We start from the raw sequence: 26,058 nt of genomic DNA on the forward strand, positions 1-26,058 counted from the left end.
TTGCTATGTGCGGGTTAGCGTGCCCGCATGCAGATCAACACTCCGCGACGGAGAAGGACCCGACTGACGCGCCGGGGCCGGATCGTCCTCATTGCGACCGGAGCCTGCGTGGTGGCCGCCGCCGTGGCGGTTCCGCTGCTGCGCCCGGACATGGGCAACAGGCGGCCCGCGTCTCTGACGATCCCCGAGGGTTGGCGCACCAGCCAGGTGTACGCCGCCATCGACAAAGCCCTCGGCGTGCCGGCCGGCACCACCAAGAAGTCGATTCCGAAGGCCAAACTGAAGCTTCCGCCCGACGCAAGGGGGAATCCGGAGGGCTACCTCTTCCCGGCCACGTATCCCCTGAACGGCAAGTCGACCCCGGAGTCCGTGCTGTCGTACATGGTCAAAACGGCCAACGAGAAGTTCAACGGCGATCAGGTGGCCGCCGGGCCCCAGCGCAACCCGATGAGTCTCTATCAGACCATCACCATCGCGAGCATCGTCCAGGCCGAAGCCGAGACCAAGGAAGACATGGGCAAGGTGGCCCGCGTCATCTACAACCGGCTGAACAGCGGCATGCCGTTGCAGATGGACTCCACCATCAACTACGCGAAGAACCGCAGCACGCTGCGGACCAGCGAGAGCGACACCCAGATCGACAGCCCGTACAACACCTATATGCGTATGGGGCTGCCGCCCACGCCGATCGCCAACCCCGGCGAGGAGGCGATGCTGGCGACGATCAGTCCGCCGGCAGGGGACTGGCTGTACTTCGTGACGGTCAAGCCGGGCGACACCCGCTTCACCGCGAACTTCGAGGAACAGCAGAGGAATGTCGAGGAGTTCAACCGACTCCATCAGAAAAGCCAGGGCTCGGCGCAGAACAGCTGAGCGAGGGCGTTCGGGGATCCCGGTCCCTGGCCCGCGACCCGGGCCGGACCGGGACCGGACCGCGACCGGCCCCACGACCGGGCCCACGACGGTCGGGGCGGGCAGCGGATCGGGCCGGGACCGGACCGCGACCGGCCCCACGATTACGGTCGGGACGGGCAGCGGACCGGGCCCGTCGACCGGAAACCCTGAGCGGAAAGCCCATCACCGGAACCCCACCCGCGAGCGTCAGGCCATCAGCTTTCAGGCCGCGACCTCGACCGGGTCCCGGGCCAGCAGCTGTCTGATGTCCCGTACCGCGGCTCGCCCTGCCCTGTTGGCGCCGATGGTGCTGGCCGAAGGCCCGTATCCCACCAGGTGGAGCCGCGGGTCGGCGGTCACGCGGGTGCCCTCCATACGGATACCGCCCCCCGGCGCACGCAGCCGCAGCGGGGCCAGATGGTCGATCGCGGCGCGGAAACCGGTCGCCCAGAGGATCACGTCGGCGTCGACACGGCGTCCGTCGTCCCACTCCACGCCGTCCGGGGTGATCCGGTCGAACATCGGCAGCCGGTCCAGGATGCCGTCCTCTAGGGCCTGCCGGATCGCATCGTTCAGGGGCAGACCGGTCACCGAGACGACACTCCGTGGTGGAAGCCCCATCCGGACGCGTTCCTCGACAAGGGCGACGGCCGCCCTTCCGATGTTCTCGTCGAAGGGTTCGTCGCGGAAGACGGGGGGACGGCGCGTGACCCAGCTGGTCGCGGCCGCATACGGCGCGATCTCCATGAGGTGCTGCGTGCCCGACGCTCCACCGCCGACCACGATCACCCGCTGCCCGGCGAACTCCTGCGGACCGCTGTACTGCGCGGTGTGCACCTGCCGCCCGCGGAAGGTCTCCTGGCCCGGGTAGCGCGGCCAGAACGGCCGGTCCCAGGTTCCGGTGGCGTTGATCAGCGCCCGCGTGGACCAGTTCCCCGCCGAGGTCTCGACCAGCAGCCGCCCGGCTTCCCCTTCGCGGACCGCGCGTACGTCCACCGGCCGCCGCACCTGCAGATCAAAGGTCCGCTCGTAGGTGTCGAAGTACGTGCCGATGACCTCCGACGAGGGGCGCGAGGGGTCCGCGCCGGTCAGTTCCATACCCGGCAAAGCATGCATCCCGTGCACCTTGCCGTAGGTGAGGGTCGGCCACCGGAACTGCCAGGCGCCGCCCGGACGTGGCGAGTGATCGAGGACGACGAAGTCGCGGTCCGGCTCGAACCCGGTGCGGCGCAGGTGATAGGCGCTGGACAGACCTGCTTGACCAGCGCCTATGACGACTACGTCCACCTGTTGTGCCGCCTTCGCGGACCCGTGGTCCGCCGCATCGGCATCCCTCTCGCGCACCGCGTCACCCGCCTCGATGTCGTTCACGTTTCTACTAACCCCACCGGAGTCCGGGATCTTCCCAAGGGCTTGGGGCCTCGACCACCGCGCCGGCGGCGCGCCGATGCCGGGAACCGGCGAGGATGGATGCATGTCCGATGCCTTCACCACGCGTGTCCTGAACGTCGCCACCGGCTCCCAGGAGACCGTCATCGATCTCACCCGCGACTGCGAGGCCTTCCTGAGGGAGGCCGCGGGTGGACGCGACGGCCTGCTCAATGTGTTCGTACCGCATGCAACCGCCGGGATCGCGGTGATCGAGACGGGCGCGGGAAGCGACGACGACCTGCTGGCCGCACTGCACACCCTGCTGCCCGCGGACGACCGCTGGCAGCACCGGCACGGCAGCGCCGGTCATGGCCGTGACCATGTGCTGCCCGCCTTCGTCCCGCCCCACGCCACGTTTCCCGTGATCGGCGGAAGCCTGGAACTCGGCACCTGGCAGTCCGTGTGCCTGGTCGACACGAATCGGGACAATCCAAATCGGCAGGTGCGGTTGAGCTTCCTTGGCTGATGCATGTGACGGAACTGTAGCCTCGAATTCCGGCCGCACGAATTCCCCTTGGCCCGTGCGTGATCAGCCCGTGAGCGTCGTGCTTCTGGGCGCGGTCGGGCGGCGGCATTTGAACCCACGACCTCTTCGTCCCGAATGAGGTTCGTTCAAGATCGACACCGGCCTCCATTTTCCCCGCAGCGGTCCGGGCGCCAGCCAGAGGGTCAGGTCCTTCCTCCAGATCCCTCTCCGGGGCCATGTTCGAAGGAAGCGGTCAGCTGTCGAGTAGACCCCGGAGTGCCTCCAGTGGCAGGCAGGCTTCCGGAACGGCGGCTTCGCCATCGAACCGGACGCCCTCGGCCGCCAGGACCTCCAAAGGTGTGTCCGTTCGTGTCGAGTTGGTCCACTGGAAGCCAGCGCTGACGCGCCCCACCGAGGTGAGCACCCGCCACGCGTTGGAGCACTGGCCGCAGGCGGCCAGGTGGGTGCCTACGGGAACGGCGTGGCTGCCTATGACGGACGCCACGTCGCCGTACGTCGTCCACCGCCCTGACGGGATGGCGCCCAGCAGGGTGTGAAGGCTCGTCCAGTCCTTGCGAGCGCCGCTGAGTTGCTTGGCCAGGTCCGCGAGGCTGGACCCTTCCAGCGCCGCCCCGAGGTCGCCGCTCACAGACAATCTTGTCGGCACGACCTGCACGAGTACGCGATCAGCGGTTCACACCAGCCCCGTTACCAGCAACTTCAGGAAAAGGCTCAATGATCAACGATCGAGAACTCGACGCGCTACCGTCAACCATGCACAAGCGCGCTAGGTCATACTCCGGCTGCATTAGGCCACCTCATCCTGATGATGAGGAACGCGTACCTTCCGGGCCAGCCGGCGTCAGTCGTGCCAGGGCTTCGTCGTATGCATCAGCGTTGCTGGGGACGAGATCTTTCATCTGTTCGAAGAATCCACGGCCGCTCTCCTTGAGCTGCTCGAGGAAGAGGTCTTCTTCAACCGCTGCCTGACGCCCCTCGGTTGGCCAGTTCAGCGAGACGAGGATTTGTCCACCTCCAATCCGCTTGAAGGTCAGTTTGATCGGCTGATCTGGAAAATAGGTATACGCCTCGTCCTGCGTGCGGAGCTCCTCGACCATGTTGCAGATATACGCCCAGAGTTGGTCGACGTAGTCCCACAGCTCTCGGTCGAGGATGGGGACTCCGTGCACGGACAGATCGATGGCACCGTCGATGTAGTCCGGGTCGCGCGGCGCTGTGGCCTCGGTGACGAGAGTGAAGCCTTTGCTCGGGTTCCCGAGGTAGGAGGCGATATTGACGGCTGCGTAGCTGCTCATTATTCGAGGGTCCCTGGGTAAAACTGGCCGACGCGTCCCCGGTTGATGCCGAGGACGTAGTCCACGCCATTCACTTTTCCTTGGATTTGGAACATCTGAGGGTTGCCTGGTTGGGTCAGTTTCTCCCTGTTCTGCTTCAGGGTTTCGTAGATGGCGTGTTCCACCTCCTCGACTGTCATTTTCCGGTCGAAGAAGGATTGATTGGCCTTTACTGAGCCGTCCCAGTACTCCGGGTGGTGGCGCTCGAGGATGTGCGCCATTCCAGACTTGTCCAGCTGATACGGGTTATTACCGAACTGATAGCGGTTGCTTTGCCAGTCCTTGAGTGCATTCTCCACCTTGCAGGTGAAGAGACCGAGGGGGTCAGTCCACGTGTGCGGATTGGTCACCCACGCCACTGGGTTGGGTGCGGGCCCGAGGCCCAGGGGGTCAGGGCTGGTGTAACGGGCGGTGGCGGGGTCGTAGTGGCGATGGTGGTTGTAGTGGAGGCCAGTTTCGATGTCAGCGTACTGGCCGGGGTGGCGAAGTGGGGTGTGGGCGGTGGCGTCGCGGGCAACGGCGGTGGTTCCCCACAATGTCCTGCGGGTGCGCCAGGCAAAGTCGCCGTCGGGGGTGACGAGTTCGGTGGGGGTGCCGACGAGGTCGGTGATGATGGCGAAGAAGCGGGTGTCGACAGCTTGCTGCGTGTCTGAGGTCAGGGCGCGCTCGGCTTGAGCGACAGGCGCGAGGCCGCTGTATTCCCAGGTCATGGAGATCGGGCGGACGCCCGGACCCGTGGTGGTCTGTTCGATGAGCTGGGTGCCGTCCCAGGTGAAGACGACTTCCTCGACGACTTGGTTGTCGCCGTCAACGCGTTGCTTTGCTGTGCGGCGTCCGAGGGGGTCGTAGCGGTAGGCCCAGGTAGTGCCGTCGGGGGTGGTGCACGTGGTGAGGCGGTCTTCGGCATCCCACGTGTAGCGCCAGACATCCGGCTTGCGTGACAGGCGCGTCTTCCGGCGTTCGATGACACGACCGGCCTCGTCGTGGACGTACGTCCACCGACCGGCCTTGGTGATCCGGGTGCCGGTGAACTCACGTGTGCCGAGGGCCGATTCGCCGTGGGAATCTGGCCATGCGGCCTGGGTGAGGTTGCCCGCGGTGTCGTATGAGTACGTTTCGGTCCAGCCTTGGCCGGTTACGTGGGTGACACGGCCGGCGGGGTCGAGGCGGAAGCGGCGGGCGCCGTTGAGGTGGTCGGTGAGGGCGGTGAGAAAGCCGTCCGGGCGGTACTCGTACGTCCGTTCCTGCAGCACTCCGGCCCGGTCCGCCGGGCGGGGATGGTTGGTGACAGCGTCTGTCGTCACGGTCTGGCCAAGGAGGCGTCCGGCGGGGTCCCAGGTGTTGGCCCAGCACAGGGCGGTGTCAACGGTGCGGTGGGTTTCCCGGCCCGCGGCGTCGAACTGTGAGTCGAGGGTGTGCCCGTCCAGGTCGACGCTCACGCGGTTGCCGACGGCGTCGTACGCGTAGGCAGTCACTACGCCGGCAGGGGTGGTTCGACGCACGATTCGCCCGAGCGGGTCACGGTCGTAGGTGAGGATCCGACCTTCGTGCATTTCGGTACGGAGGCGGCCCATGCGGTCGCGTTGCAAGACCAACTCGGACTCCAGCGTTTCGGCGGAGATGAGTCGTCCGGCGGGGTCGTAGGTGTAGTGCGTTTCGTCGCCGTCTGCGTTCTTGGTGGTTATCCGGCCGAGGAGGTCGCGTTTGTAGGTGACGGACTGGCCCAGAGCGTTGGCGCGATACCGCAGGCGGCCGGCGTCGTCGTGGGCGTAGAAGAGCCGACGGCCGTCGAAGTCGGTCTCGGCGCTGACGAGACCGGTCGGGTCGCACTCGTAGTCCCAGGTCAGCCCCTGCGGGTTGGTGACCTGGCGGAGCCGGAGCTCGGTGTCGTAGGCGAACTGGTGGCGGGCGCCGTCCGGATCCACCCGGGTCTCGAGAAGGTCGAAGTGCGTGTAGGCGTACTCCGTCACCCCACCCATGGGGTCGGTGTGGCGGAGAAGATTGCCTTCGCCGTCCCACTCCCACATCTCGACGGAGCCGTCCGGACTGGTCCGCTGGGCAAGCTTCCCTTCGGTCGTCCAGGAAAAGTGCGTGGTGTTGCCGAGAGGATCGGTTACGGCTGTGGGGCGTCCGAAAGCGTCGCGTACGTACGTGGTGGAGGCGCCGAGAGAGTCTGTGGTACGCACCGGCAGGCCGGCGGGGTTGCTCTCGACGCGCATGACCTGGCCAAGCGGGTCGGTGACCGCCGCGAGGTGCCCCCGGTCGTCATACGCCAGCGCGGTCGTGGCACCATCCGGTGATTCGACACGGGTGAGGCGTCCTGAGCTGTCGAAGCTGTGTCGTGTGACGCGACCGTCCGGAGCTGTCTGCTCGATCGGATTCCCATCCGCGTCGTAGGTCGCCGAAGAGGTCGTTCCGTCTGCGTGACGTATGCGCACCGGACGGCCGTGATCGTCGTACTCGGAGACGACGGTTGCGCCGACGGGGTCGGTCTCCCTTACGGGCCGGTGCTGGTCGTCGTAGGCGGTGCGAGTGGTCCGCCCGGCCCGGTCCGTTTCGGCGACGATCCGGAGTTTCGCATCGATGGTGAAGAGGGAGGTGTGGCCGAAGGAGTCGGTGACACGGGTGGTTGTGCAACCAGGCTCACGGCTGTCCAGTCCGTACTCGAAACGGGCCCGCAGATGCCCCGCCTCGCCCTCGTGATGAACACACCGGTCTTCGTCGTCGTACGTGTACGAGAACGACCGGTTGTTGCTGTCGGTCCAGGTGACGACCCGGCCCAGCTCGTCCACCTCGAAGCGGGTGGCGCGGTTTTCGGAGTCGGCGACAGAGGTGAGGAAACCGCGGCCGGAGTACGCGTACGTGCGCAGCCGCACCGGGCCGTCGGGGGTGGCCAGTGCAAGGCTGGTGATGCGGCCGTGGGCGCAGGTGAAGAGGACTTCGTAGCCGCCGGAGTGGGTCATCGAGTGGGGTTGGCCGAGGTTCCATTCGACGGAGATCCAGTTGCCGAGCCGGTCGGATATGGAGGCCAGCTTCGCGATGCCGTCGCCGCCGGGGGCGACACCAGTGGGGGCTTCGAACGTGCGGGTGACCCTGGCGACGGGGTCGGTGAGCTCGTAGCTGCCGTCGGGGTGCCGCTCCAGCGTCCAGGGGATGCCCTGGACCGGGGTGACTGGGAGGTCTGGTGCCGGGTGGGGGTAGGCGCGCACGCCGCCGTCGGCGGCGACGTGGACGACGCCCTCGGCATCGATCTCGAGGCGTTCGTCGATCGTGGACGCCCATGCCGGGCCGAACCAGCCACCGTTGCGGTAGGCGGATTCGAAGGTGCGCGTGAACTCCAGCGGGAACGTCCCCTGCAGGGACACATCGGTCTGAAGGAGCACCATCCGGCCGGTGGCCATGTCGACGGGTTCGTTCCGCAGGACCTTGCAGTTCAAGTCGCGGGCGAGGTCGTCGAGGCGCTCGCGTACGGATTTGCGGGCGGCTTCCTTCGCGCCCTGTTCGATCGCTTCCTTGCCCGCGCCCTTCAAGCCGGCTTTCAAACCGCCTTTGACGGCGCCGCCTGCGCCTTTGCCACCGACGAGTTCGATGGCGATGCCGCCGAGGGCTTCCGCAGGGTCGCGCCAATTCTGGTTCTTGATGATGCCGACGAGGCGCTCAGGGTGGGCGACGGTGGAGGCAAGGCCGGTAAGGACACCGTTGACGTTCTGCAGGTACTGGCCGGGGTGGGTCAGATTGTACGGGTCGGTGGGGTTGAGCATCCGTACCAGGCCGACCGTCTCGCCGACGGCTTTGAGGGCGCCTCCGGTGAGGTGCATGCTGTTGAGGACCGTGCCCTCGACCATGTCACGGCCCATCGAGGCGGCCAGTTGCATCGCGCTGGGCGGCTCCGGGGCGAGCCGGACGAGGCCCATGATGGTGTCCTTGGTATGGCGGGCGGCGTCATCGCGCTGACGCCGGGCCTCCGTCACCATGTGCTGAGCCTGCTCCATGGCGGCTCGTCCCGGGTCCTTGAACGGCGCCGGCCTCGGGCCGGGGTCCTGGCCGGCCTCGTTCTTCCGGTTCCACTCGTCCGCCTTCGCGTTGTACTCCCCGACGGCCTTGTCGGACAGTTCCTTGGCCTGTTTGTACGCCGCAATCGCTTCCTTGGCCTCACCCTGGGCCCACTGCACGGTCGACGCGTACTGGACGAGGGCCTTCGAGGCTTCCTCGCAGGCGTCGGCGGCGGACAGCCAGAACTTCGGCTGCGGCTCGAACTCGGCGCGGAACGAGTCCCCGGCCTGCCCTTCCCAGCCGTGGACGTCCAGGCCCTTCATCCCGGTGCCCAGCCGGTCGAATGCCTTGAAGAAGTCCCGCAGATGCTCCGCCCGGTCCGTCAGCTTCTCCACGTCACCGTGGATGATCTCCTTCGGATCCTCGGTCTCGCCGAGCTGCCGTTCGGCGACGTCCGCGCCGAGCTTGTCCGCTGTCCACTCGGATGCGTCCCGTACCCCCTCGGCTGCGCCGTCGAGTCCTACGGCGTCGAGACCGTCGGCGGTCTTGTCGCCGGCCCATTCGACACCGTCGCCCACGGCCTCGAGGCCGTCCTTCGCCGCGCCGGCGGCGTCGTTGATAAAATCCCCCAGTCCCACGGCCTACTTCCCCCCGTTGTCCTTCTGATTCCCCTGGCCGCCCTGCTGGTCGTTCTCGGGGGGTGGTCCGTCCCACTGCCAGTCACTGCGGTCCTGCCCGGTCGGGCCGGCCACGTCCTGCCACGGGGAGGTGGTGAAGTCCTCCCCGACCTGCTTCCACTGGTCCCCCATCGCGCCCCAGTCCGGCTGCGACGGATCCGCCTCGAATGTGGGCTTGACCCGGTCCCCGATCTCGCCCCACGACATGTCGGCGGCCTTCTCCCCGTCCGCCAAGCCCTGCTGCGGGTTGTACGACCCGGCGGTGACGGCGGCCTCCTTAAGCGAGCCGAGCACGTACTCCTCCTGCTCGTGGTACAGCCCCGCCGACAGGCCCAGCTTCCGCGCGATGTCGTTCGCGTCCTGCATCTTCGAATGAATTGCGAGGGCCCACCGCCCGCAGAACTGGCCGAACACGTCCGCCAGTTCGCCGGAGCCCATCTCCATCCCGGACATGATCATGAACTGGAAGCCGTGTCCCTGCTGCGCAGTGATCGAGAAGTAGCCCGTCTCCTCCAGCTCGCGGATCGCCGCGGTCAACCCTTGCTCGACCCGCTTCGCCGACTCTGGGTCGAACTTGTAGCCACTCACGCCGATGCCCCCTCGTCAGAGTCCCCGGTCACCGCCACGTGATCGGGCACGATTCCCTTCACCGGCGGCAGGAGGAAGGCTCCCTCGCTCCCGACATCGACGGCGACGCCGCAGGGCACGCTGATCTCCGCGAGGGTCTCGTCCAGGAGACGAGCACCATAGACACGGCGGAACTCCCACTGACCGCCCTCACCACGCGCCTGCGCGAACGCCGTCAGCGTATCCGTATCCGTGAACGCGAAGACCCAGCGCAGACCGCCCTGGTCACCTGTGAGGATCCCGCCGTCCCGGATCGGCACCAGCACCAGAGATCTGCGGAACTCACCCAGGGCGGCCTGCACCTGGGCCAGCGCCGCGTCTGCGTCCTCGATGTCCTCCGACAGCACAACCGCCCCCTGCATCCCTGTTCGAACAGGCACTCTGACCGTAGCTGACGCCGCACACCCCGCAACAGGTTCCGTCGACGCTGGACTGGTACACAGCGTTCGGCCGAGCCATCCCGGGGCAGCGAGTTCGGGTTTCGGCTGCGCCGCCGGATCACGGGTGGGCCGACCGTCCCGGGCCTGGAAGAACCAACTGCCCTTCGTGTCTCCGCGCCCTCAAGCCCTCCAGCTACCGACCGCCACGCCGAGGCTGCCTTCGCGGACAGTAGGGCATCGTGCGCTGGATCAAGGGGGCAGTTGGGTGATGCCACAGCCGCCGGCACCGGGCTAGGTACTCCGTTGAGACACGACCAGGGAGCGAAGCCTCGTATGGCCAGGGATAGTTCAGCTGGAGCTGCGGCAAGTACACGGGTAGGTTGGGGTTGCCCTAACGGAGTTTGGCGGATACGAACAAGGACAATCCGCGGCGGCAGGTGCGGTTGTCGTTTCTTGGGTGAGGGTGTCGCGGGGGATCGGGTGAGGGTGTCGCGGGGGAACGGCTGTAGGGCTGGACTCCGGCCGCGCCAAACGAGCCACTCCCAGGCGGCGTGACGCTGCGTGACGCGGCGTGACGCTGGCTTGTGTGGACCGGAGCCGCGGAGACGGCCCCGTGCTAGCGTGATGCGTTTGCAGCGCCGTCGTACCGGGACTCCGCCCGACGCCCCGGGATCGGTGGCTGCGTCCCAGCCGCGCCTTCCTCGGTACGGTCCCTTCGGAGGAAGGCTCTCTGTGAGCGATTCAGCACGCGCCGACGCCCGGCAAGGTGACTTGTCCGTGGCGTCGACCCTTACTCCGGCCTTGCCTCCGGCGGCGACCTTCTCGGAGCTGGGGCTGCCGGCCGCGGTGCTGCGCATGCTCGACGAACTCGGCGTGACAGAGCCCTTCCCCATCCAGGCGGCCGCGTTGCCGAACGCTCTCGCGGGCCGGGATGTCCTCGGCCGGGGGCGCACCGGCTCGGGCAAGACGCTCGCCTTCGGTCTGGGGCTGCTCGCCCGGACGGCCGGGCGGCGAGCGGAGCCCAAGCAGCCACTGGCGCTCGTCCTGGTGCCCACCAGGGAGCTGGCGCAACAGGTCAGCGAGGCGCTCACCCCATACGCCCGGGCGCTGCGGCTGCGCCTTGCGACCGTGGTCGGCGGGGTGTCCATCGGCCGGCAGTCTGCTGCGCTGCGCGAGGGGGTCGAGATCGTGGTCGCCACGCCCGGTCGCCTGCACGACCTGATCGAGCGCAAGGACTGCCGTCTGGGACGGGTGCGCATCACCGTCCTGGACGAGGCCGACCAGATGTGCGACATGGGGTTCATGCCGCAGGTCACCGAGATTCTGGATCAGGTGCGTCCTGAAGGGCAGCGCATGCTGTTCTCGGCCACCCTCGACCGTGACGTCGACCAACTGGTCCGCCGCTACCTGCACGACCCCGCCGTCCACTCGGTCGACCCGTCGGCCGGGGCGGTCACCGCGATGGAGCACCATGTCCTGGTCGTGCACGGTCCGGACCGGTACGCGGTCGCCACGGAGATCGCCGCCCGTGACGGCCGCGTCCTGTTGTTCCTGGACACCAAGCACGGGGTCGACCAGCTCGCCAGGCATCTGCGGGCCAGCGGAGTCCCCGCCGCGTCCCTGCACAGCGGGAAGTCGCAGCCGCAGCGCACCCGGACCCTGGCACAGTTCAAGAACGGACAGGTCACCGCGCTGGTGGCGACGAATGTCGCGGCGCGGGGCCTGCACGTCGACGACCTCGACCTTGTGGTCAACGTCGACCCGGCCACCGACCCGAAGGACTATCTGCACCGCGCGGGTCGCACGGCCCGGGCCGGTCGATCCGGCACGGTCGTGACGCTGGTGCTGTCGGGACAGCGCCGCGAGACGAGCCAAGCCATGGCGGACGCCGGCATCGCGCCCATGATCACCAAGGTACGGTCCGGCGAGGCGGACCTGAGTCGGATCACTGGCGCCAGGGCCCCCTCCGGAGTGTCCCTCGACGGTGTGCCCGCCGCAGCGCGGCCGAAGAACCACAACGCTCCGTTCCGCGGTCTGGGCACCAGCAAGGACGAGGCTCGCGGCTCCGGCGGTAGTCCCGCAAGGGGAGCGAGGCGCGCAAGCTCGCGGAAGCCCGCAAGGCGGCCCGCGTGCGGCGCGGCGGTTGAGTCGGGATGTGAACCCACGACCTCTTCGCCCCGAATGAGGTCCGGGCAAGATCGACGCCGGTCGGCGCAGCCACAGTGGTCGTGAGCCCCTGCAGGATGGTGATGACGGACGCCACCGCTCCGACGGCCAGGCCGAGATCTTCGAGGTTCTCCGTCAGGCGGCGCTGGTCAGGGCTCGCGCTGTCCAGTTCCTCGCCGATTCGGGCGGCGGTGCGGCGGGCCAGGTCGGGGGTTGCAAAGTTCCGCCGCGTGCTCCTCCAGGGCGGCCGTCAGCTCGGCCAGTTTCGCCTGTGCGGCGGCTCGGTGGTGGGCGGTGCCGCTGATGTGGACCTGTCGCTGGTCTCCGCCGACCCGCCCCGTGTTGATCTTGTTGTGCCTGGTGGGTGCCCGCGGGTGAGGTGACGCGAGTCGCGGTCTTGGCGGGCCGACGGGACATCGGTACTCCGAACGGGTGGGCGGCAGCCTGGGCTCACCAGACGCTCACCCAGGACGCAGCCGGCACCCTGGTGATGCAGGAACTCCGTTCTGACTGCTGCTCGTTCCACGGCGGTCCTGCGGCTGGGCACGTAGTTCTCAGCCACCGTCGCGCGCCGTCCAGGCGACAGGACCCGTCCTGCAGGCTGCTACGGTCCGTCGCATGCCCCGGTCCGATCTCCGCCTCCTCGACTTGCTCCGGCAGAGTCCGCGCCTGGCCGAACTCGCAGCGTTCCCCTTCGACTTCGATCTCTGCCGAGCCGACCACGGCGAGGACGTCCGTCTGGCATCGGGTGCGCCGCTGGAGGGGATAGCAGGCGACGATACCGGCGGTACCTACTTCCTCTGTGGCGACGGCGGGGTGTTGTACGCCGACTCGGAGGGGTATGCGGGTCTGATCGCGGAAAGCCTCGCCGACACACTGGAGTTGGTGACCGGCCTCCCCGGATGGCGGGACCACCTGCACCTCCAGCCGGAGACCGGAGAAGAGGAACTGTCCGCCGCAGCCCTCGAGGGGGAGGACAGCATCCGCGCCTCCTACGCCCCCTACCTCGACGAACTCCTCACCGCTCTCGGGCTGACCCTGCGCCCTCCCGCCGAGCTCTTCGCCCGGATGCACCGTGCCCTCCTCCGCACCGAGCCCGACCACGTGCTGCTGCTCGCCGACGAGGACAGCGCCTACCACCTGCTGGACCCGCACCCCCGACCCCCGCTGCAGGAAGCCCTGCTCGGGGCCTGCCAGGCGGACCTGGCCCACCTGCGGGCCGACCGCGCCGCCTGGCCGATGGTGGCCTTCTCCCCGGTGTCCGGCCGGAGCGACCCGGAGCACGACGCCAACGCGGCCCGCCGCGCCGGTGTGCTGCGCGCGGCCCAGTACGACCGGCGCGACACCGACCTGCCGCTCCTGCGCCATCTCCTCGATCAGGAGACCCGATGCCGCCGTGAGGCCCCCTTCGGCGGGATGGGCGAGGAACTGCACCTCGCCGTGTTCCTGGTTGCCCGCTGCCACTGCAGGGAGGACCTCTCCCGTCTGTACGCCGCTCGCTGCGCCAACTTCGACACCTGGTGCGCCCTGTCCGACCTGCCACTCGACCGACCGGACAAGAGTGGCGAGGAGCATCTCCACTGGGACCCCGAGGCCCTGCAGGCGTGGGTCGAAGCCCTCGACACGCCGGAGTGGTTCGGCGACGACCCGAATTCCGAGCCCGTCGAGACCTGGGTGACCCTCGCCCGTCGCCAGGGCCGCACGGAACTCGCCCGCACGGCCCTGATACGCATGCTCGACGACATCGGGCCCGGCGACACCGCCGAACTTCCCTCCATCGTCAGCGAGTTCGCCGCGCTCGGCGACTTCCGGCAGGCCTCCCGCGCCCAGCGCCTGTACGCCTCGGTCCAGGACACAGACCTTGCCCGTGGTTTCGCGTACACGCGTCTGTCCGCCCTGGAACGGCAGGCCGGCGACCTCGACCGGGCATGGACGTCGCTGCAGCGTGCGCTCACCACCCTCGACGGCCCGCCGTCCCCGAAGCCGGGCCCGCGTCAGCCCGCACTCTTCGACATCGAGACGCCCCCTGCCGACGACTGGCGCGACAAGGCTGAGGCACTCGACCTCATCGAAGAACACTTCCTGCTCGCACGCTCAGCCGCCGACTCCGGCAATCCTGCCCTCGCCCACCAGTCCCTCATCACCGGCACGGCTCTTCTTGACACAGTCCATCGCACGCCCCCAGCCCTGTACCGCGCGGCCCACGCCGCAGCGAGGGCCTTCGGTGACGGAGACCTGACTGCCCGTTTCGCGGAGCCCCTGGCGCAGGAAGAACAGCGCATTGCCGAGTTCCCATATGACCCGGGCGGCAACAGCGACTGACCCCTGGCGGTCACATGCCTTCTGATCAGCTCAGGACCGCTACCCGTGGGGCCTGGGCACCTTCGGGGAATGGGGACTGGCGGATACGAACCGGGACAATCCGAACCGTCAGGTGCGGTTGAGCTTCCTTGGGGGCGCGTGATTCTTGGCGTCGGTCTTTCAACTGTTCGCCTCAACAGCGGGGTGAGCCGACCCGCGCGGCTCACCGCCCTGAACCCCCGAAGCCCCTCGACCGTCCCCACCGTCCCTCCTGCCGAGAGCGCGGAGTGTTCGCCGTACGTCGTCGGAACCCAGGACGTCGGCGCTGACCCGTTCCACGTCCTCCCCGCAGGGCCGGTCGTCGTCCAGTGGGGGAACGATCGCTCGGATCGCGCGGTGCAGGAGTCCGGGGCCCCGGCCCAGAGCGGACGGTGCGGCCAGGTCCACTGCCTGGGCGGCGACCACGGCCTCCACGGCGAGCAGTTGCCGCAGCCGTACGAGGATCGTGGTCAGCCGCCGTGCCCCGAGCGCCGCATTGGTCGAGTCGTCCTCGACGGCGTCCGCGCCATGGCGGGGGTCGGTGCTCACTGGTGCAGAGAGCAGACGGATCTCGGCGACGAGTGCCTGCGCCGTCTTGGCGAGCGGTGCGAAGCCCGAGCGCTCCGGACCGTACGGCGAGAGGTTCGCAGGCAGTCCGCTGACGGCGGGATCGAGCAGCCGTCGCATGCGCTCGGCGGAGACCGACGCGGTCTGCGTCAGGGCCAGCGCAAGGGTGTCGAAGGCGAGGGCCAGGGCCGGAGTGTGGAAGTTGCCGGACGAGAGGATCTCGGCTGTGTCGGCCAGCACCACCGGATTGTCGCCGCAGCCGTTGAGCTCCGGTTGGAGCGCGGCGTCGGCGAAGTCCAGCGCGGCGTGCAGCGCCCCGTGCACCTGGGCTGCGCAGCGCAGGCTGACGGGGTCCTGGACCCGCCGCGCGTTCCGGGGATCGCCCAGCTCCCCGCCGTTCAGCAGGGCGAGCAACTCGGCCGCCGCGCGGCACTGACCGGGAGCGGGGCGCAGGCCGAGGACCCGGGCGTCGAGCGGGCTCGTGTTCGCCCGGAAGCCCTCGTAGGTCAGCGCTGTGACCGCCTGCGCCAGTGTGAGGACGGCGCTCGCCTCGTGCAGGGCGAGAGCACCCTGTCCGGCCGCCAGCGGGCTCGCGCTGCACAGCACATGCCCGTCCTTCGGGCCCAGTTCGACAGGGGTGAGACCGGCCCGTCGCAGTGCCGTGACGCCGTCGAGCACGCCGCCGGCGAACTCGGCCCTGCCCTCACCGATCACGACCAGGCCGACATGAGCCATCTGGCACAGATCCGAGGCGCCGATCGACCCCACCTCGGGAATCACCGGATGTACCCGCGAGTTGAGCATGGCCACGAGCAGCCGCAGGATCTCCGGACGCACTCCGCTGCCTCCGCCCGCGATGCCGTTGACGCGGGCGAGGACGGCGGCGCGTACGACGGGTACCGGCAGCGGAGCGCCGACCGCGTTGGCCCGTCCCCGGACCGTGCGGACGCTGAACGCCTCGAGTTCGTCGCGGGGCAGTGCGTACGACGAGCGGGTGCCAAGGCCCGTCGTCAGGCCGTACGTCGGCACCTGGCGGTCGACGACGTCGTCGACGGCGGCTCGCTCGCGCGTCAGCCGGGGGATCACCGCGTCGCCCAGGACGACTCGGGCGCCGTGGCGGGCGACGGCGACGACATCGTCGTACGACAGTGTCCGCCCGTCGATGACGACCTCTGCGACCCCCGTCATGAGAACCGCAGCTTCTGACCGAGGCCGCGCTCTTCGGCCTTCTTGAGCACGGCCGCACCCAGCGCGATGTCGGACAGCGAGAGTCCACGGTGCCAGAACAGGTTCGTCTCGTCGGCGCTTTCCCGGCCCGGCTTGCTGCCTGCGACGATCTCGCCCAACTCGCCATGTAGATTGGACTCGTCGAGCCTGCCGGAGTCGACGTGTGCGCGCAGGGCGCCGAACGGCCCGGCGTGCGCCTGGCCCCAGTCGTCGACGACGATCTTGTCCATGATGTCCGTGAGGGTGAGTTCGACGGCGCTGTGTGTTCCGTACGGCACGACAAGGGCCCCGGGGGCGATCCACTCGGTCTTGAGCAGCGGCTCCGGCCGCTCGAGCCGGGACGCCTCCACCACGATGTCCGCGCCGTCCACGCAGGTCTTCCAGTCCTCGGTCACGATGACGGGCTTGCCGAGCTCTCGCTCCAGTCGCTCGGCGAAGGCCTCGCGGCTCTCGGGGCGGCGCGAGTGGACGCGTATCTCCGTGAGGTCGAAGATCCGGTCGAGCAGGCGGACGTTCCAGTACGACGTGGCTCGGGCGCCGATGTGCCCGAGCACCCTGGCATCCGGACGGGCCAGGTGACGTGCCCCCAGCGCGGTGAGGGCACCGGTGCGCATCTCGGTGATGGCGGTGGCGTCGAGTACGGCCACCGGCATGCCGGTACGCGGGTCGAAGAGGTTGAGCAGCGCCATTTCGGAGGGCAGCCCGGCCTTGTAGTTGCCGACGTAGTCGCCCACGATCTTGACCCCGGCAAGCGCGAGCGGAGCGACATAGCCGCGGAGGACGTTGAAGTGGCCGTTGAACGAGGGATCGGGCATGAGGTGGACGCGCGGTTCGATGACCGTTTCGCCAAGGCCCTGGGCGCGCAGCCCTTCTTCGACGGCGTCGAGTATCTCGATGTCGATCAGTTCGAGTTGTTCGATGTCCGAGCCGTTCAGGAAGGTGAACCAGACCGGTTTCATGGGTTGTCTCCCTACGTCTGAGCTGGCGAATCGCATGACACCGGCGGCACGGCCGGAACGCGCGCGTCGAGAGCAACTGTCAGGTCGGCGTCGATGGATCTGGAAAGGCACATCAGTCGCAGAAGGTGAGGATTTCGGGCACACCCTGGACCTATTTCGTACGAACGTAACGCGCCGTTCACAGGAGGCCATTGACTCTCATTCAGTCAGCCGTAACTCTGCATGACCATATGCAGTCAGGTAAGGGGCAGCCTTGATCAGATTCGACGCGGTGAGCAAGAATTATCCCAACGGCACCACAGCCGTGGATGACTTGTCCCTGGAGCTGGCCGAGGGCGGCATCACGGTCCTGGTCGGCCCCTCCGGCTGCGGCAAGACCACGACCCTGCGCATGATCAACCGCATGGTGGAGCCGACGGCAGGGACGGTGAGCCTGCGCGGCCAGGACATCCGGGAGATCCACGCCCCCGAGCTGCGCCGTGGCATCGGGTATGTGATCCAGCACGCCGGGCTGTTCCCGCACCGCACCATCCTCGACAACATCGCGACGGTTCCGTTGCTGCTCGGCTGGAGCCGGAAGAAGGCGCGGGCGCGGGCGGCGGAGCTGCTGGAACTGGTGGGGCTGCCGGCGGAGATGGCCAAGCGCTACCCGAACCAGCTCTCCGGCGGACAGCAGCAGCGCGTCGGGGTGGCCAGGGCCCTGGGCGCCGACCCGCCGGTGCTGCTGATGGACGAGCCGTTCAGCGCGGTCGACCCGATCGTACGGGCGGAGCTGCAGGCGGAGTTCATCCGGCTGCAGAAGGAGCTGCACAAGACGATCGTGTTCGTGACCCATGACATCGACGAGGCGATCAAACTCGGCGACAACATCGCGGTGTTCCGAACCGGCGGCAAACTCGCACAGTTCGACACCCCCGAGCGTCTGCTCGCTGATCCCGCCGACGAGTTCGTGGCCGGCTTCGTGGGGCAGGACCGGGGCATCCGCCGGCTGTCCTTCGTCAAGGCGGCCGATGTGCCGTTGCGCGACGGTCCGGTGCTTCCGGCGACCTCGCCCGTGGCGCCGGCCAGGGCGGTGGATGAGCCTTGGGTTCTGGTCGTCGACGACGGCCGGCGACCGCTCGGCTGGGCCGCGGTCGCCGAACTCCCGGAGAGCGGCACGCTCGCGGACGCGCCTTTGGCGCCGCTCGGCCATACGTTCAGCCTCGTCGGCGACTCGGCGCGGGCCGCCCTCGACTCGGCGCTCCTGTCGCCCTCCCGGCTCGCGGTGGGCGTGGACGCGGAAGGCGCGGTCATCGGCGTCGCCGACGCGTACGAGCTCTCCGCAGTGACGGCCGCCGCCGACGTGGCCGGGGCCCCGGCCGGGGACGAGGTGGGCGCCGAGGGCCCCGCCGGTGGTGAACGATGAGTGACGGTGAGCCGCTGGTCCGGTGGCAGTGGATAGGCGATCATGCCGGTGAGCTGGCCGACTACACCGCTGTCCATCTGAGACTGGGCCTTCTGCCGGTGCTTTTCGGGCTGATCATCTCGGTCCCTCTCGGGATCCTGTGCCATCGCTTGCGATGGCTGTACCCACCGGTGCTGACCGTGGCCAATGTCCTGTACTCGATCCCGTCACTGGCCCTGTTCATGATCTTCGTCCGTTACACGGGACTGACCGAACAGACGGTGATGATCCCGCTGACGCTCTACACGCTGTCGGTCCTGGTGCCCAACGTCGTGGACGGGCTGGCCTCGGTCCCCGAACCGGTCCGGCTTGCGGCCACCGCGATGGGATTCGGCACGGTACGCCGTGTCGTCCAGGTCGAACTGCCGATCGCCGTACCCGTCGTCATCGCCGGCGTACGCGTCGCCGCCGTCTCGTCCATCAGTCTCGTCGCGGTGGGACAGCTGATCGGACAGGGCGGTCTCGGCTACTACATCACGCGTGGCCTCCAACTCGACTTCCCGACCCCGATCGTCACCGCGATCGTGCTGATCATGCTGCTCGCGCTCACCACCGACGCGCTGCTGGTCCTGGCGCAGCGGCTGCTCACCCCGTGGTCCCGGAGCAAGGTGACGGCGTCATGAACGATCTCCTGAGCCAACTCCGCCTCGTAGGCGACTGGTTGACGTCCTCGAAGCAGTGGCACGGTGACGAGGGGATTCCCCACCGGCTCCTGGAACACCTCACCTACAGCGGCCTGTCCTTGCTGTTCGCAGCGCTGATAGGGCTGACGTTCGGGCTGCTCGTCGGGCACACCGGCCGTGGGGCGTTCGCCGTGGCCAGCGTGGCCAACCTCGCACGGGCGATCCCCACCTTCGGCCTGGTCGTCCTCGTCGTCACGCTCGCCGGACTCAGCACCACGCCCGTGCTGATCGCCCTGGTCGCACTCGCGGTCCCGCCCATTCTCATCAACACCTTCGAGGGAGTCCGCGGCGTGGACCCCGACACCAGGGACGCCGCGCGCGGGGTCGGCATGACCGGGTGGGAGGTCCTGGTGCGGGTGGAGGTGCCGATGGCGCTGCCACTGATACTCCTCGGACTACGTGTCGCCGCGATCCAGGTCGTGGCCACGGCGACCGTGGCGGCCTATCCCGGTCTCGGCGGCCTGGGCCGCTTCATCGTCGACGGGCTCTCCCGTAACGACTACGAACTGGTCATCGGCGGCTCCACCGTCGTCGTCGTGCTGGCGCTCGTCGTCCAGATCGTGTTCACCGCGCTGCGGCGCTTCATCGTGTCGCCGGGCCTGCGGGTCTCGGCGGCCAAACCTTGAGTTTCTTGGCTTCCGGGCCCTGAGAAAGGAAACACCCATGAGAGGCATGTACCGCGGCGCCGCCTTCGGCCTGATCGCCGCACTCACGCTGACCGCCTGCGGCGGTGGCGACGGCGACGACAACCCGCTGACGGGCAGCAGCAGCGACAGCGGAGACGGCAAGTCCCTCGTCGTCGGCTCCGCGAACTTCCCCGAGAACCAGCTGCTCGCCGAGATCTACTCCCAGGCCCTGGAGGCCAAGGGCCTGAAGGTGACCCGCAAGTTCGACATCGGGGCCCGTGAGGTCTACTACGACCAGGTGGTCAAGGGCGGCATCAGTGTCTTCCCGGAGTACAACGGCGCCCTGCTGTCGGTGGCGGTCGACAAGAACAGCACCGCGACCAGCACCGAGGAGATCAACGCCGAGCTGAAGGAGAAGCTCCCGTCGTCGGTGGAGATCCTTGACTCCGCCGAGGCCGAGGACAAGGACTCGGTCACGGTCACCGCCGAGACCGCCGCCAAGTACAACCTCAAGACACTCGCCGACCTCAAGCCGGTCGCGGGGGACATGACGATCGGTGCCGGTTCGGAGTTCAAGACCCGCACGCAGGGCGGGGTCGGTCTGAAGAAGGTCTACGGCGTCGAGTTCGGGAAGTTCCAGCCGCTCGACGCGGGCGCCCAGAGCACCCTCGTGAAGCTGCTGAAGTCGAACGAGGTGCAGGCCGCCAACCTGTACACCACCGACCCCGCCATCGTCGAGGACAAGCTGGTGGTGCTGGAGGACCCGAAGAACCTCTTCTCCTCGCAGAACGTCACGCCCCTGATCTACAAGTCCGCGGTCGACGACACGGCCAAGGCGGCGCTCAACGGCGTCTCGGCCGAGCTCACCACCGAGGACCTGCTGGACATGATGAAGAAGCTGGTCAATGACAAGGAGGACGCCAGCACCGTCGCGAAGGACTGGCTGACGAAGGCCGGTCTCGTGAGCTGACCGCAACGGTTGGGCTGACCGTTTCCGGGTCATTTCGTCGGGTCATTCGGATCCGGGGCGGACGGTGCTCGTGGTCAGTGCGGCCACGCGGTCACCGTCCGCCCGGACAGACCAGGTACGCGACCCGGGAGCGAGTGAGGGGACACAGTACGACTGGCTGGGGGGAACAAGTTGAGTGACACGCAACGAGCCACCGTCGGCACACCCCGCGAAGCAGGCGCCTCCGCACGGCTGCACCGGCTCTTCGAGGGCCGTCGGCTCACCCCGACGCAGCGCCGTATCGCGCACTGCCTGGTCCGGCAAGCGTCGGCCGTGCCCTTCCTGTCCAGCGTGGAGCTGGCCCGACTGGCCGGGGTGAGCCAGCCGTCGGTGACCCGTTTCGCGTTCGCCCTCGGCTTCGACGGATATCCCGCGCTGCGCAGACATCTGCGGGATGTCGCACCCGACGGCACAGGCGTGGACGGCAGGTCGAACAACCGGTACCAGCAAGCGGTACAGGCCGAGATCGACAATCTGCGGCAGCTGGCGTCCCTGCTCGCGGACCCCGGGCCCGTGGAACGCGCGGGCCGGCTGCTCGCCGCGTCCCGGCCGCTGCCGGTGCTCGGGCTGCGCGCCTCCGCCGCCCAGGCACGAGGCTTCGCCTACTTCACCGCGAAGGTCCACCCTGACGTACGCCTGCTCGACGAAGGCGGCTCGATGCTCGCCGACCGCATCGACGCGGCCAGGCATGCCGGCGCGAGCGCGCTCCTGTGCTTCGCGCTGCCGCGCCATCCGCGCGAGGTCCTCGACGCGCTCGACCACGCCCGTGACACGGGGCTGACGGTGGTGACGATCGCCGATGGCACGTTCGCCACGGTGGCCGCCCACAGCGATCTGCTCCTCCCGGCCGCTGTGGGTACCGGCCTGGTGTTCGACACCGTGAGCGCCCCCATGGTGCTGGGACAAGTCCTCCTGGAGGCGATGTGCGACGCCTTGCCGGACGCTCAGGCCCGCCTGGAGGAGTTCGACGCGCGGGCCGTGGCGCGGGGGCTGTTCGTCAACTGAGCACCAAGACCCCTCACCGGCTCCGGCACGGCGCAACCTCGCTACTGATTCGATATGCCTCTATGTTGACAGTCGTCGATTCAGGGAGGAACTTTGTCTTCATAGACGCCGATGCAGCACCGATGCAGTGGGAGGCGGGTCATGGCCGACCAGAAGAGCGACCTTCGTGAGCAGGTACGTGCCGCCTACGCCGCTGCCGCCGTGGAGGTCACCCAGGGCGGAACCGCCTGTTGCGGCTCCGCGAGCGTCGAGATCGATGAGAACTTCGGGGCGGGGCTGTACGCGGCCGCGGATCGGGAGGGGCTGCCCGTCGAGGCGCTCGCGGCCTCGCTGGGCTGCGGCAACCCGCTCGGCGTCGCCGAACTGCACGAGGGCGAGCGGGTGCTGGACCTCGGCTCGGGCGGCGGCATCGACGTTCTGCTGTCGGCCCGCCGAGTGGGGGCGAGCGGCAAGGCGTACGGGCTGGACATGACCGAGGAGATGCTCGCCCTCGCCCTGGACAACGCGAGGAAGGCGGGCGCGGCCAACGTCGAGTTCCTCAAGGGAACCATCGAGGCGGTCCCGCTGCCCGCCGGCACTGTCGACGTCGTCATCTCCAACTGCGTGATCAACCTGTCGGTCGACAAGCCCGCCGTGTTCGCGGAGATGTTCCGGGTGCTCGCGCCGGGCGGCCGTATCGGTATCTCCGATGTCGTGGCCGACGATCACATCACGGCGGACCAGCGCGCCGAGCGCGGCGACTATGTCGGCTGCATCGCCGGCGCGCTGTCCTTCACCGAGTACCGGGAGGGGCTGGAGGCCGCCGGGTTCACGGACGTCGAGGTCACTGCGACGCACGCGGTGGCCGACGGGATGCACTCGGCGATCGTGCGGGCGGTCAAGCCGGTGTCGGCTGTGACGGGCGCGACGACGTCCACGTCCCTGCCCGTTGTGGCCGCCGGTGCGTGCTGTGGCGGTACCTCCAGCTGCCGGTAGCGCACGAGCCTGTGCGCGTCAGGAACGCGTTCAGGACTGATCGCCGCGCTCGGCGTTCTTCTCCCTGATGCGCACCGCTTCCTTCCGCACCTCGGCCTGGGTGGCGCGCTCCCTCTCCAGCCAGTCGGGACGGTCCCTCTTCAACGCGTCGATCTGCTCGGTGGTGAGCGGTTCCGTGATTCCGCCGCGAGCGAGACCCGCGATGGAGACGCCCAGCTTCGCCGCGACCACCGGGCGGGGGTGCGGGCCGTTTGCTCGCAGTTCCCGCAGCCACTCGGGCGGATCGGCCTGCAGCGCGTTCAGCTCGGCGCGCGAGACGACGCCCTCCTGGAACTCGGCGGGGGTGGCCTCGAGATACACACCCAGCTTCTTGGCCGCGGTCGCGGGCTTCATCGTCTGGGCGGTCTGGTGCGACTTCATGGTGTCAAGGGTATCGAGCGCCTGAGCGGCCTCCGACCACGACCAATGACCTGCGACCGGTAACCTGGCGGGGTGACAGGCTCGGAAGTATCCCCTTCGTTCCGGCTCGCGTATGTCCCGGGAGTGACGCCCGCCAAGTGGGCGCGGATCTGGAACGAGCGGCTGCCCGAGGTCCCACTGACCCTCATCGGTGTCTCCGCCGCCGAAGCATCGGATGTGTTGCTGGGCGGCGGCGCCGACGCGGGACTCGTGCGGTTGCCGGTCGACCGGGCGGTCCTCAGCGCGATCCCTCTCTACACCGAGACCACGGTGGTCGTGGTTCCGAAAGACCACGTCGTGGCGGCGGTCGACGAGGTGTGCGCCGAGGATCTGGCCGACGACATCGTGCTGCATCCCCTCGACGACGTCCTCGACTGGGAGCGTCTGCCGGGACAGCCCGCGATCGAGCGCCCCGCCACGACGGCGGACGCCGTCGAACTCGTGGCGGCTGGGGTGGGTGTGCTCGTGGTCCCCCAGTCACTCGCCCGTCTGCATCACCGCAAGGACCTCACGTATCGGCCGGTCACGGACGCCCCCGAGTCGAGCGTCGCGCTGTCGTGGCCCGAGGACGCGACCACCGACATGGTCGAGGACTTCATCGGGATCGTCCGCGGGCGAACCGTCAACAGCTCTCGGGGTCGCCGGCCCACGACGCCGGCCCCGGCTCAGCCGCAGCGGAAGCGGCCGGATTCAGGCGGCGTACGGCGGAAGCCCGCGGCCGGCAAGTCGACCGGCAAGAGTCCTCGGAGCGGTGCCGGCGGCCCCAAAGGCGCCAAGCGCGGCAAACCTCGTCGTCGGTCGTAGCTTCGGGGTGCGTGCGTTCAGGACGGCGTCGTCCGAGCGAGCGCAAGCCACTCGAACGCAGCCTGCGCCGTGAACTCGCCCTGGCCGCCGCGGAAGAGCAGTCCCGCCGTGGCGAACCGCGGGTCGTCCGCCTGCGCCGCCACGTAGGGGATCGCGATGCAGCGCATGCCCGCCGCATGCGCCGCTGCGGCGCCGGGCGCGGCGTCCTCCACCACCACACAGTCGGCCGGTTCGGCGCCGATCCGGCGGGCCGCCTCCAGGAAGACGTCAGGGGCGGGCTTGCCGTGCGCCACCTCGTCCGCCGAGACGACGACGGGCAGCAACGTCGCCAGGCCCGCGCTGGACAAGATCGCCTCGATGGCCTCGCGAGAGGACCCCGAGGCCACGGCCATCTGCACACCCGTGTCGTGCAACCGCTCCACGAACTTCCGCATCTCCGGGTAGACGGGCGTGGATACCCGGGCCAGTTCCAGATAGCGGCGGTTCTTCTCCGCCAGCAGCTCGTGGAGCGGCGCCCCGAGCCCGAACCGCTCCTTCCACAGAGCGAGCGTCTCCTGCGTGCCTATGCCGACGTACTGCTGGTGGTCCTCCCACGTGAAGCCCGTGATGCCGTGCTGCGCAAGGACATGACGTCCCGCCTCGAAATAGTTCGGCTCGCTGTCCACGAGTGTTCCGTCGAGATCGAATATGACCGAGGTGGTGGCCGCCCTGCCTGCCTTGCTCATGCCCTCCAGCATGCCAGGGCGTGACAAGAGGGGCTCAGCACACTGGCGCGGTTCAGGGGGCTCGATCGCACTGCTGTGAGGGGAGTGGCGTGCCGCGACGAGCACGGAGGGCACCAGAGCGTCGTGTGGGCGCGATCAGTGCGGCAGTAGGGGCGCGATCAGCGCGGCCGTTCGGGCACGCGAGTGGAGCGGCCGATCGACTCCACGAGCGGCAGCAGACGATGCGGTACGCGCTCGCGCAGCGCCACCTCCGTGCGTGTGCGCACCACGCCCGGCAGCTGGATCAGCTGCTGGATCACATCCTCCAGATGTGCGTTGTCCCGGGCCACGACCCGGGTCAGCAGATCGCCGCCACCCGTGATCGAGAACGCCTCGATGATCTCCGGTACGGCGGCCAGCGCATCGCCCACCTCGTCGAGATGCCCCTGCGTGACCTCGATGTGCACAAAGGCCAGAACGGGGTGGCCGAGCGCGGCGGGGGAGAGGGAGGGCCCGGTTCCGGTGATCACTCCGTCCCGCTCGAGCCGGTCCAGCCGGGCCTGGAGCGTGCCCCGCGCGACGCCGAGGATACGGGCGTATTCGCGGGCGCTCGTGCGCGGCTGCTCAAGCAGCAGTCGCAGGATGCGGGTGTCCAACGCGTCCACGGCCATGGTCCGTCTGCCTCCTCCTGGTCGGCTGTGAGCGTCTATGACGGTACCAATGGCCCAGTCGACTCTGTGCCTGCTGAGCCAGTGTCCCGCTTCCGCCGCGGCGGCCTTGCATGGCGGCAGCGTGGGCCGCCGCATCGACCGTGCCGTGGAGCCGGCCCGCATCCTCTCTCGGGTTCGGAAGGCACCGCGTCCCAGCGGCTCTTCCGGAAGTGTGAGCGGGCATCCACGAGTGTTGGCCAAGAAAATACCCAGGGGGGGTATAGTGTGGATGTATGAGCGGAGCGGCGGACGCCCGTCCGGTTCCGCGCTACACACGCATCGACACCCGAGGAAGAAGCGATGACCTTCGAGAACGTCACCACCGTCTACAAGGTGTCCGGCATGACCTGCGGCCACTGTGAGAGCGCTGTTTCCGAGGAGCTCTCCGGGCTGGACGGTGTCACCGCGGTCAAGGCCGTCGCCGCCTCCGGCGAGGTTACCGTCACCTCCGCCGCCCTTCTCGACGAGGAAGCCGTGCGCTCCGCGGTCGACGAGGCCGGCTACGAGCTCGTCGGCCCGGCCTGACCCGTAGTCCGGCCTGACCCGTAGTCAGGCCT

23 protein-coding genes are annotated in these 26,058 nt (G+C 68.6%); 12 read left to right on the forward strand and 11 right to left on the reverse strand.

From position 1 onward, the window contains the following. Positions 1–27: 27 nt before the first annotated feature. Entirely contained in the window at positions 28–873 is an 846-nt protein-coding gene (gene mltG, locus H1D24_RS08575) for an endolytic transglycosylase MltG (protein ID WP_181656813.1), read from the forward strand. Positions 874–1,116: 243 nt separating this feature from the next. On the opposite strand, the gene H1D24_RS08580 is transcribed toward mltG, so the two are convergent. After that, positions 1,117–2,238 (reverse strand): NAD(P)-binding domain-containing protein, encoded by a 1,122-nt coding sequence (locus tag H1D24_RS08580; RefSeq protein ID WP_181657079.1) that lies wholly within the window; start codon positions 2,236–2,238, stop codon positions 1,117–1,119. Positions 2,239–2,368: 130 nt separating this feature from the next. On the opposite strand from H1D24_RS08580, the gene H1D24_RS08585 reads away from it, so the two are divergent. Then, positions 2,369–2,791, forward strand: a complete 423-nt coding sequence (locus H1D24_RS08585) for a YjbQ family protein (protein WP_181656814.1) — start codon at positions 2,369–2,371, stop codon at positions 2,789–2,791. Positions 2,792–3,044: 253 nt separating this feature from the next. Here H1D24_RS08585 and H1D24_RS08590 read toward each other — a convergent pair whose 3' ends face one another. The 5 genes from H1D24_RS08590 to H1D24_RS08610 all read right to left on the reverse strand — a co-directional run bounded on the left by H1D24_RS08590 (position 3,045) and on the right by H1D24_RS08610 (position 9,790). Then, positions 3,045–3,440, reverse strand: coding sequence for an MGMT family protein (locus tag H1D24_RS08590; RefSeq protein WP_309484254.1), 396 nt, complete (start codon positions 3,438–3,440; stop codon positions 3,045–3,047). A gap of 169 nt (positions 3,441–3,609) precedes the next feature. Then, the gene (locus H1D24_RS08595) at positions 3,610–4,107 is read right to left on the reverse strand and encodes a hypothetical protein (RefSeq protein WP_181656816.1); all 498 of its coding nucleotides are present in this window, start codon (positions 4,105–4,107) and stop codon (positions 3,610–3,612) included. Further along, positions 4,107–8,777, reverse strand: coding sequence for a putative T7SS-secreted protein (locus tag H1D24_RS08600; protein ID WP_181656817.1), 4,671 nt, complete (start codon positions 8,775–8,777; stop codon positions 4,107–4,109). The genes H1D24_RS08595 and H1D24_RS08600 overlap by 1 nt, the downstream gene beginning before the upstream one ends. Before the next feature lie 3 nt (positions 8,778–8,780). Then, positions 8,781–9,404, reverse strand: a complete 624-nt coding sequence (locus tag H1D24_RS08605) for a hypothetical protein (RefSeq protein ID WP_181656818.1) — start codon at positions 9,402–9,404, stop codon at positions 8,781–8,783. Then, positions 9,401–9,790: an SseB family protein gene (locus H1D24_RS08610; RefSeq protein ID WP_309484255.1), complete on the reverse strand. Its 390-nt coding sequence runs from the start codon at positions 9,788–9,790 to the stop codon at positions 9,401–9,403. Before H1D24_RS08610 ends, H1D24_RS08605 begins: the two co-directional genes overlap by 4 nt. 657 nt (positions 9,791–10,447) lie before the next feature. Between H1D24_RS08610 and H1D24_RS08615 the strand changes: the two genes are divergently transcribed. Both H1D24_RS08615 and H1D24_RS08620 read left to right on the forward strand, forming a co-directional pair. Beyond that, positions 10,448–12,055, forward strand: a complete 1,608-nt coding sequence (locus H1D24_RS08615) for a DEAD/DEAH box helicase (protein ID WP_181656819.1) — start codon at positions 10,448–10,450, stop codon at positions 12,053–12,055. Positions 12,056–12,607: 552 nt separating this feature from the next. Continuing rightward, positions 12,608–14,311 (forward strand): hypothetical protein, encoded by a 1,704-nt coding sequence (locus H1D24_RS08620; protein ID WP_181656820.1) that lies wholly within the window; start codon positions 12,608–12,610, stop codon positions 14,309–14,311. A gap of 159 nt (positions 14,312–14,470) precedes the next feature. On the opposite strand, the gene H1D24_RS08625 is transcribed toward H1D24_RS08620, so the two are convergent. Further along, a complete protein-coding gene (locus H1D24_RS08625; RefSeq protein WP_181656821.1) occupies positions 14,471–16,084 on the reverse strand; it encodes an HAL/PAL/TAL family ammonia-lyase in 1,614 nt (537 codons plus the stop codon). Continuing rightward, on the reverse strand, positions 16,081–17,082 hold the full coding sequence (locus tag H1D24_RS08630) for an ornithine cyclodeaminase family protein (RefSeq protein ID WP_181656822.1): 1,002 nt from the start codon (positions 17,080–17,082) through the stop codon (positions 16,081–16,083). The genes H1D24_RS08625 and H1D24_RS08630 overlap by 4 nt, the downstream gene beginning before the upstream one ends. A gap of 253 nt (positions 17,083–17,335) precedes the next feature. Here H1D24_RS08630 and H1D24_RS08635 point away from each other — a divergent pair, with 253 nt between their 5' ends. From H1D24_RS08635 to arsM, 6 genes are all read left to right on the forward strand, one after another. Then, positions 17,336–18,487 carry an ABC transporter ATP-binding protein gene (locus tag H1D24_RS08635; RefSeq protein ID WP_181656823.1) on the forward strand — a complete coding sequence of 384 codons (1,152 nt, stop codon included), beginning with the start codon at positions 17,336–17,338 and terminating at the stop codon, positions 18,485–18,487. Continuing rightward, positions 18,484–19,149: an ABC transporter permease gene (locus H1D24_RS08640; protein WP_181656824.1), complete on the forward strand. Its 666-nt coding sequence runs from the start codon at positions 18,484–18,486 to the stop codon at positions 19,147–19,149. The genes H1D24_RS08635 and H1D24_RS08640 overlap by 4 nt, the downstream gene beginning before the upstream one ends. Continuing rightward, positions 19,146–19,835 carry an ABC transporter permease gene (locus tag H1D24_RS08645; RefSeq protein WP_181656825.1) on the forward strand — a complete coding sequence of 230 codons (690 nt, stop codon included), beginning with the start codon at positions 19,146–19,148 and terminating at the stop codon, positions 19,833–19,835. Before H1D24_RS08640 ends, H1D24_RS08645 begins: the two co-directional genes overlap by 4 nt. A 46-nt stretch (positions 19,836–19,881) precedes the next feature. Next, entirely contained in the window at positions 19,882–20,805 is a 924-nt protein-coding gene (locus H1D24_RS08650) for an ABC transporter substrate-binding protein (protein ID WP_181657081.1), read from the forward strand. A gap of 171 nt (positions 20,806–20,976) precedes the next feature. Beyond that, positions 20,977–21,849, forward strand: coding sequence for a MurR/RpiR family transcriptional regulator (locus H1D24_RS08655; protein WP_181656826.1), 873 nt, complete (start codon positions 20,977–20,979; stop codon positions 21,847–21,849). A gap of 141 nt (positions 21,850–21,990) precedes the next feature. Continuing rightward, positions 21,991–22,824 carry an arsenite methyltransferase gene (gene arsM, locus H1D24_RS08660; protein WP_181656827.1) on the forward strand — a complete coding sequence of 278 codons (834 nt, stop codon included), beginning with the start codon at positions 21,991–21,993 and terminating at the stop codon, positions 22,822–22,824. A gap of 30 nt (positions 22,825–22,854) precedes the next feature. On the opposite strand, the gene H1D24_RS08665 is transcribed toward arsM, so the two are convergent. Beyond that, positions 22,855–23,244 (reverse strand): DUF5997 family protein, encoded by a 390-nt coding sequence (locus H1D24_RS08665; RefSeq protein ID WP_181656828.1) that lies wholly within the window; start codon positions 23,242–23,244, stop codon positions 22,855–22,857. 72 nt (positions 23,245–23,316) lie between these two features. Between H1D24_RS08665 and H1D24_RS08670 the strand changes: the two genes are divergently transcribed. Then, complete coding sequence (locus H1D24_RS08670) at positions 23,317–24,087, forward strand: LysR substrate-binding domain-containing protein (protein WP_181656829.1); 771 nt, start codon at positions 23,317–23,319, stop codon at positions 24,085–24,087. Between the two features lie 17 nt (positions 24,088–24,104). Here H1D24_RS08670 and H1D24_RS08675 read toward each other — a convergent pair whose 3' ends face one another. Both H1D24_RS08675 and H1D24_RS08680 read right to left on the reverse strand, forming a co-directional pair. Continuing rightward, positions 24,105–24,812: an HAD family hydrolase gene (locus tag H1D24_RS08675; protein WP_181656830.1), complete on the reverse strand. Its 708-nt coding sequence runs from the start codon at positions 24,810–24,812 to the stop codon at positions 24,105–24,107. Between the two features lie 158 nt (positions 24,813–24,970). Further along, complete coding sequence (locus H1D24_RS08680) at positions 24,971–25,462, reverse strand: Lrp/AsnC family transcriptional regulator (RefSeq protein ID WP_181656831.1); 492 nt, start codon at positions 25,460–25,462, stop codon at positions 24,971–24,973. Positions 25,463–25,801: 339 nt separating this feature from the next. On the opposite strand from H1D24_RS08680, the gene H1D24_RS08685 reads away from it, so the two are divergent. Beyond that, positions 25,802–26,026 (forward strand): heavy-metal-associated domain-containing protein, encoded by a 225-nt coding sequence (locus H1D24_RS08685; protein WP_181656832.1) that lies wholly within the window; start codon positions 25,802–25,804, stop codon positions 26,024–26,026. The last annotated feature ends 32 nt before the right edge of the window (positions 26,027–26,058 follow it).

Origin of the sequence: Streptomyces himalayensis subsp. himalayensis (assembly GCF_013778455.1) — a bacterium.
GTDB classification, from domain to species: Bacteria; Actinomycetota; Actinomycetes; order Streptomycetales; family Streptomycetaceae; genus Streptomyces; species Streptomyces himalayensis.

What these genes read in the sequence shown, in the direction of transcription:
- H1D24_RS08665 (WP_181656828.1), bottom strand. Translation starts at nt 23,244, where the DNA reads ATGAAGTCGCACCAGACCGCCCAGACGATGAAGCCCGCGACCGCGGCC.
- mltG (WP_181656813.1), top strand. Translation starts at nt 28, where the DNA reads ATGCAGATCAACACTCCGCGACGGAGAAGGACCCGACTGACGCGCCGG.
- H1D24_RS08595 (WP_181656816.1), bottom strand. Translation starts at nt 4,107, where the DNA reads ATGAGCAGCTACGCAGCCGTCAATATCGCCTCCTACCTCGGGAACCCG.
- H1D24_RS08675 (WP_181656830.1), bottom strand. Translation starts at nt 24,812, where the DNA reads ATGAGCAAGGCAGGCAGGGCGGCCACCACCTCGGTCATATTCGATCTC.
- H1D24_RS08630 (WP_181656822.1), bottom strand. Translation starts at nt 17,082, where the DNA reads ATGAAACCGGTCTGGTTCACCTTCCTGAACGGCTCGGACATCGAACAA.
- H1D24_RS08625 (WP_181656821.1), bottom strand. Translation starts at nt 16,084, where the DNA reads ATGACGGGGGTCGCAGAGGTCGTCATCGACGGGCGGACACTGTCGTAC.
- arsM (WP_181656827.1), top strand. Translation starts at nt 21,991, where the DNA reads ATGGCCGACCAGAAGAGCGACCTTCGTGAGCAGGTACGTGCCGCCTAC.
- H1D24_RS08585 (WP_181656814.1), top strand. Translation starts at nt 2,369, where the DNA reads ATGTCCGATGCCTTCACCACGCGTGTCCTGAACGTCGCCACCGGCTCC.
- H1D24_RS08685 (WP_181656832.1), top strand. Translation starts at nt 25,802, where the DNA reads ATGACCTTCGAGAACGTCACCACCGTCTACAAGGTGTCCGGCATGACC.
- H1D24_RS08645 (WP_181656825.1), top strand. Translation starts at nt 19,146, where the DNA reads ATGAACGATCTCCTGAGCCAACTCCGCCTCGTAGGCGACTGGTTGACG.
- H1D24_RS08615 (WP_181656819.1), top strand. Translation starts at nt 10,448, where the DNA reads ATGCGTTTGCAGCGCCGTCGTACCGGGACTCCGCCCGACGCCCCGGGA.
- H1D24_RS08680 (WP_181656831.1), bottom strand. Translation starts at nt 25,462, where the DNA reads ATGGCCGTGGACGCGTTGGACACCCGCATCCTGCGACTGCTGCTTGAG.
- H1D24_RS08620 (WP_181656820.1), top strand. Translation starts at nt 12,608, where the DNA reads ATGCCCCGGTCCGATCTCCGCCTCCTCGACTTGCTCCGGCAGAGTCCG.
- H1D24_RS08650 (WP_181657081.1), top strand. Translation starts at nt 19,882, where the DNA reads ATGTACCGCGGCGCCGCCTTCGGCCTGATCGCCGCACTCACGCTGACC.
- H1D24_RS08640 (WP_181656824.1), top strand. Translation starts at nt 18,484, where the DNA reads ATGAGTGACGGTGAGCCGCTGGTCCGGTGGCAGTGGATAGGCGATCAT.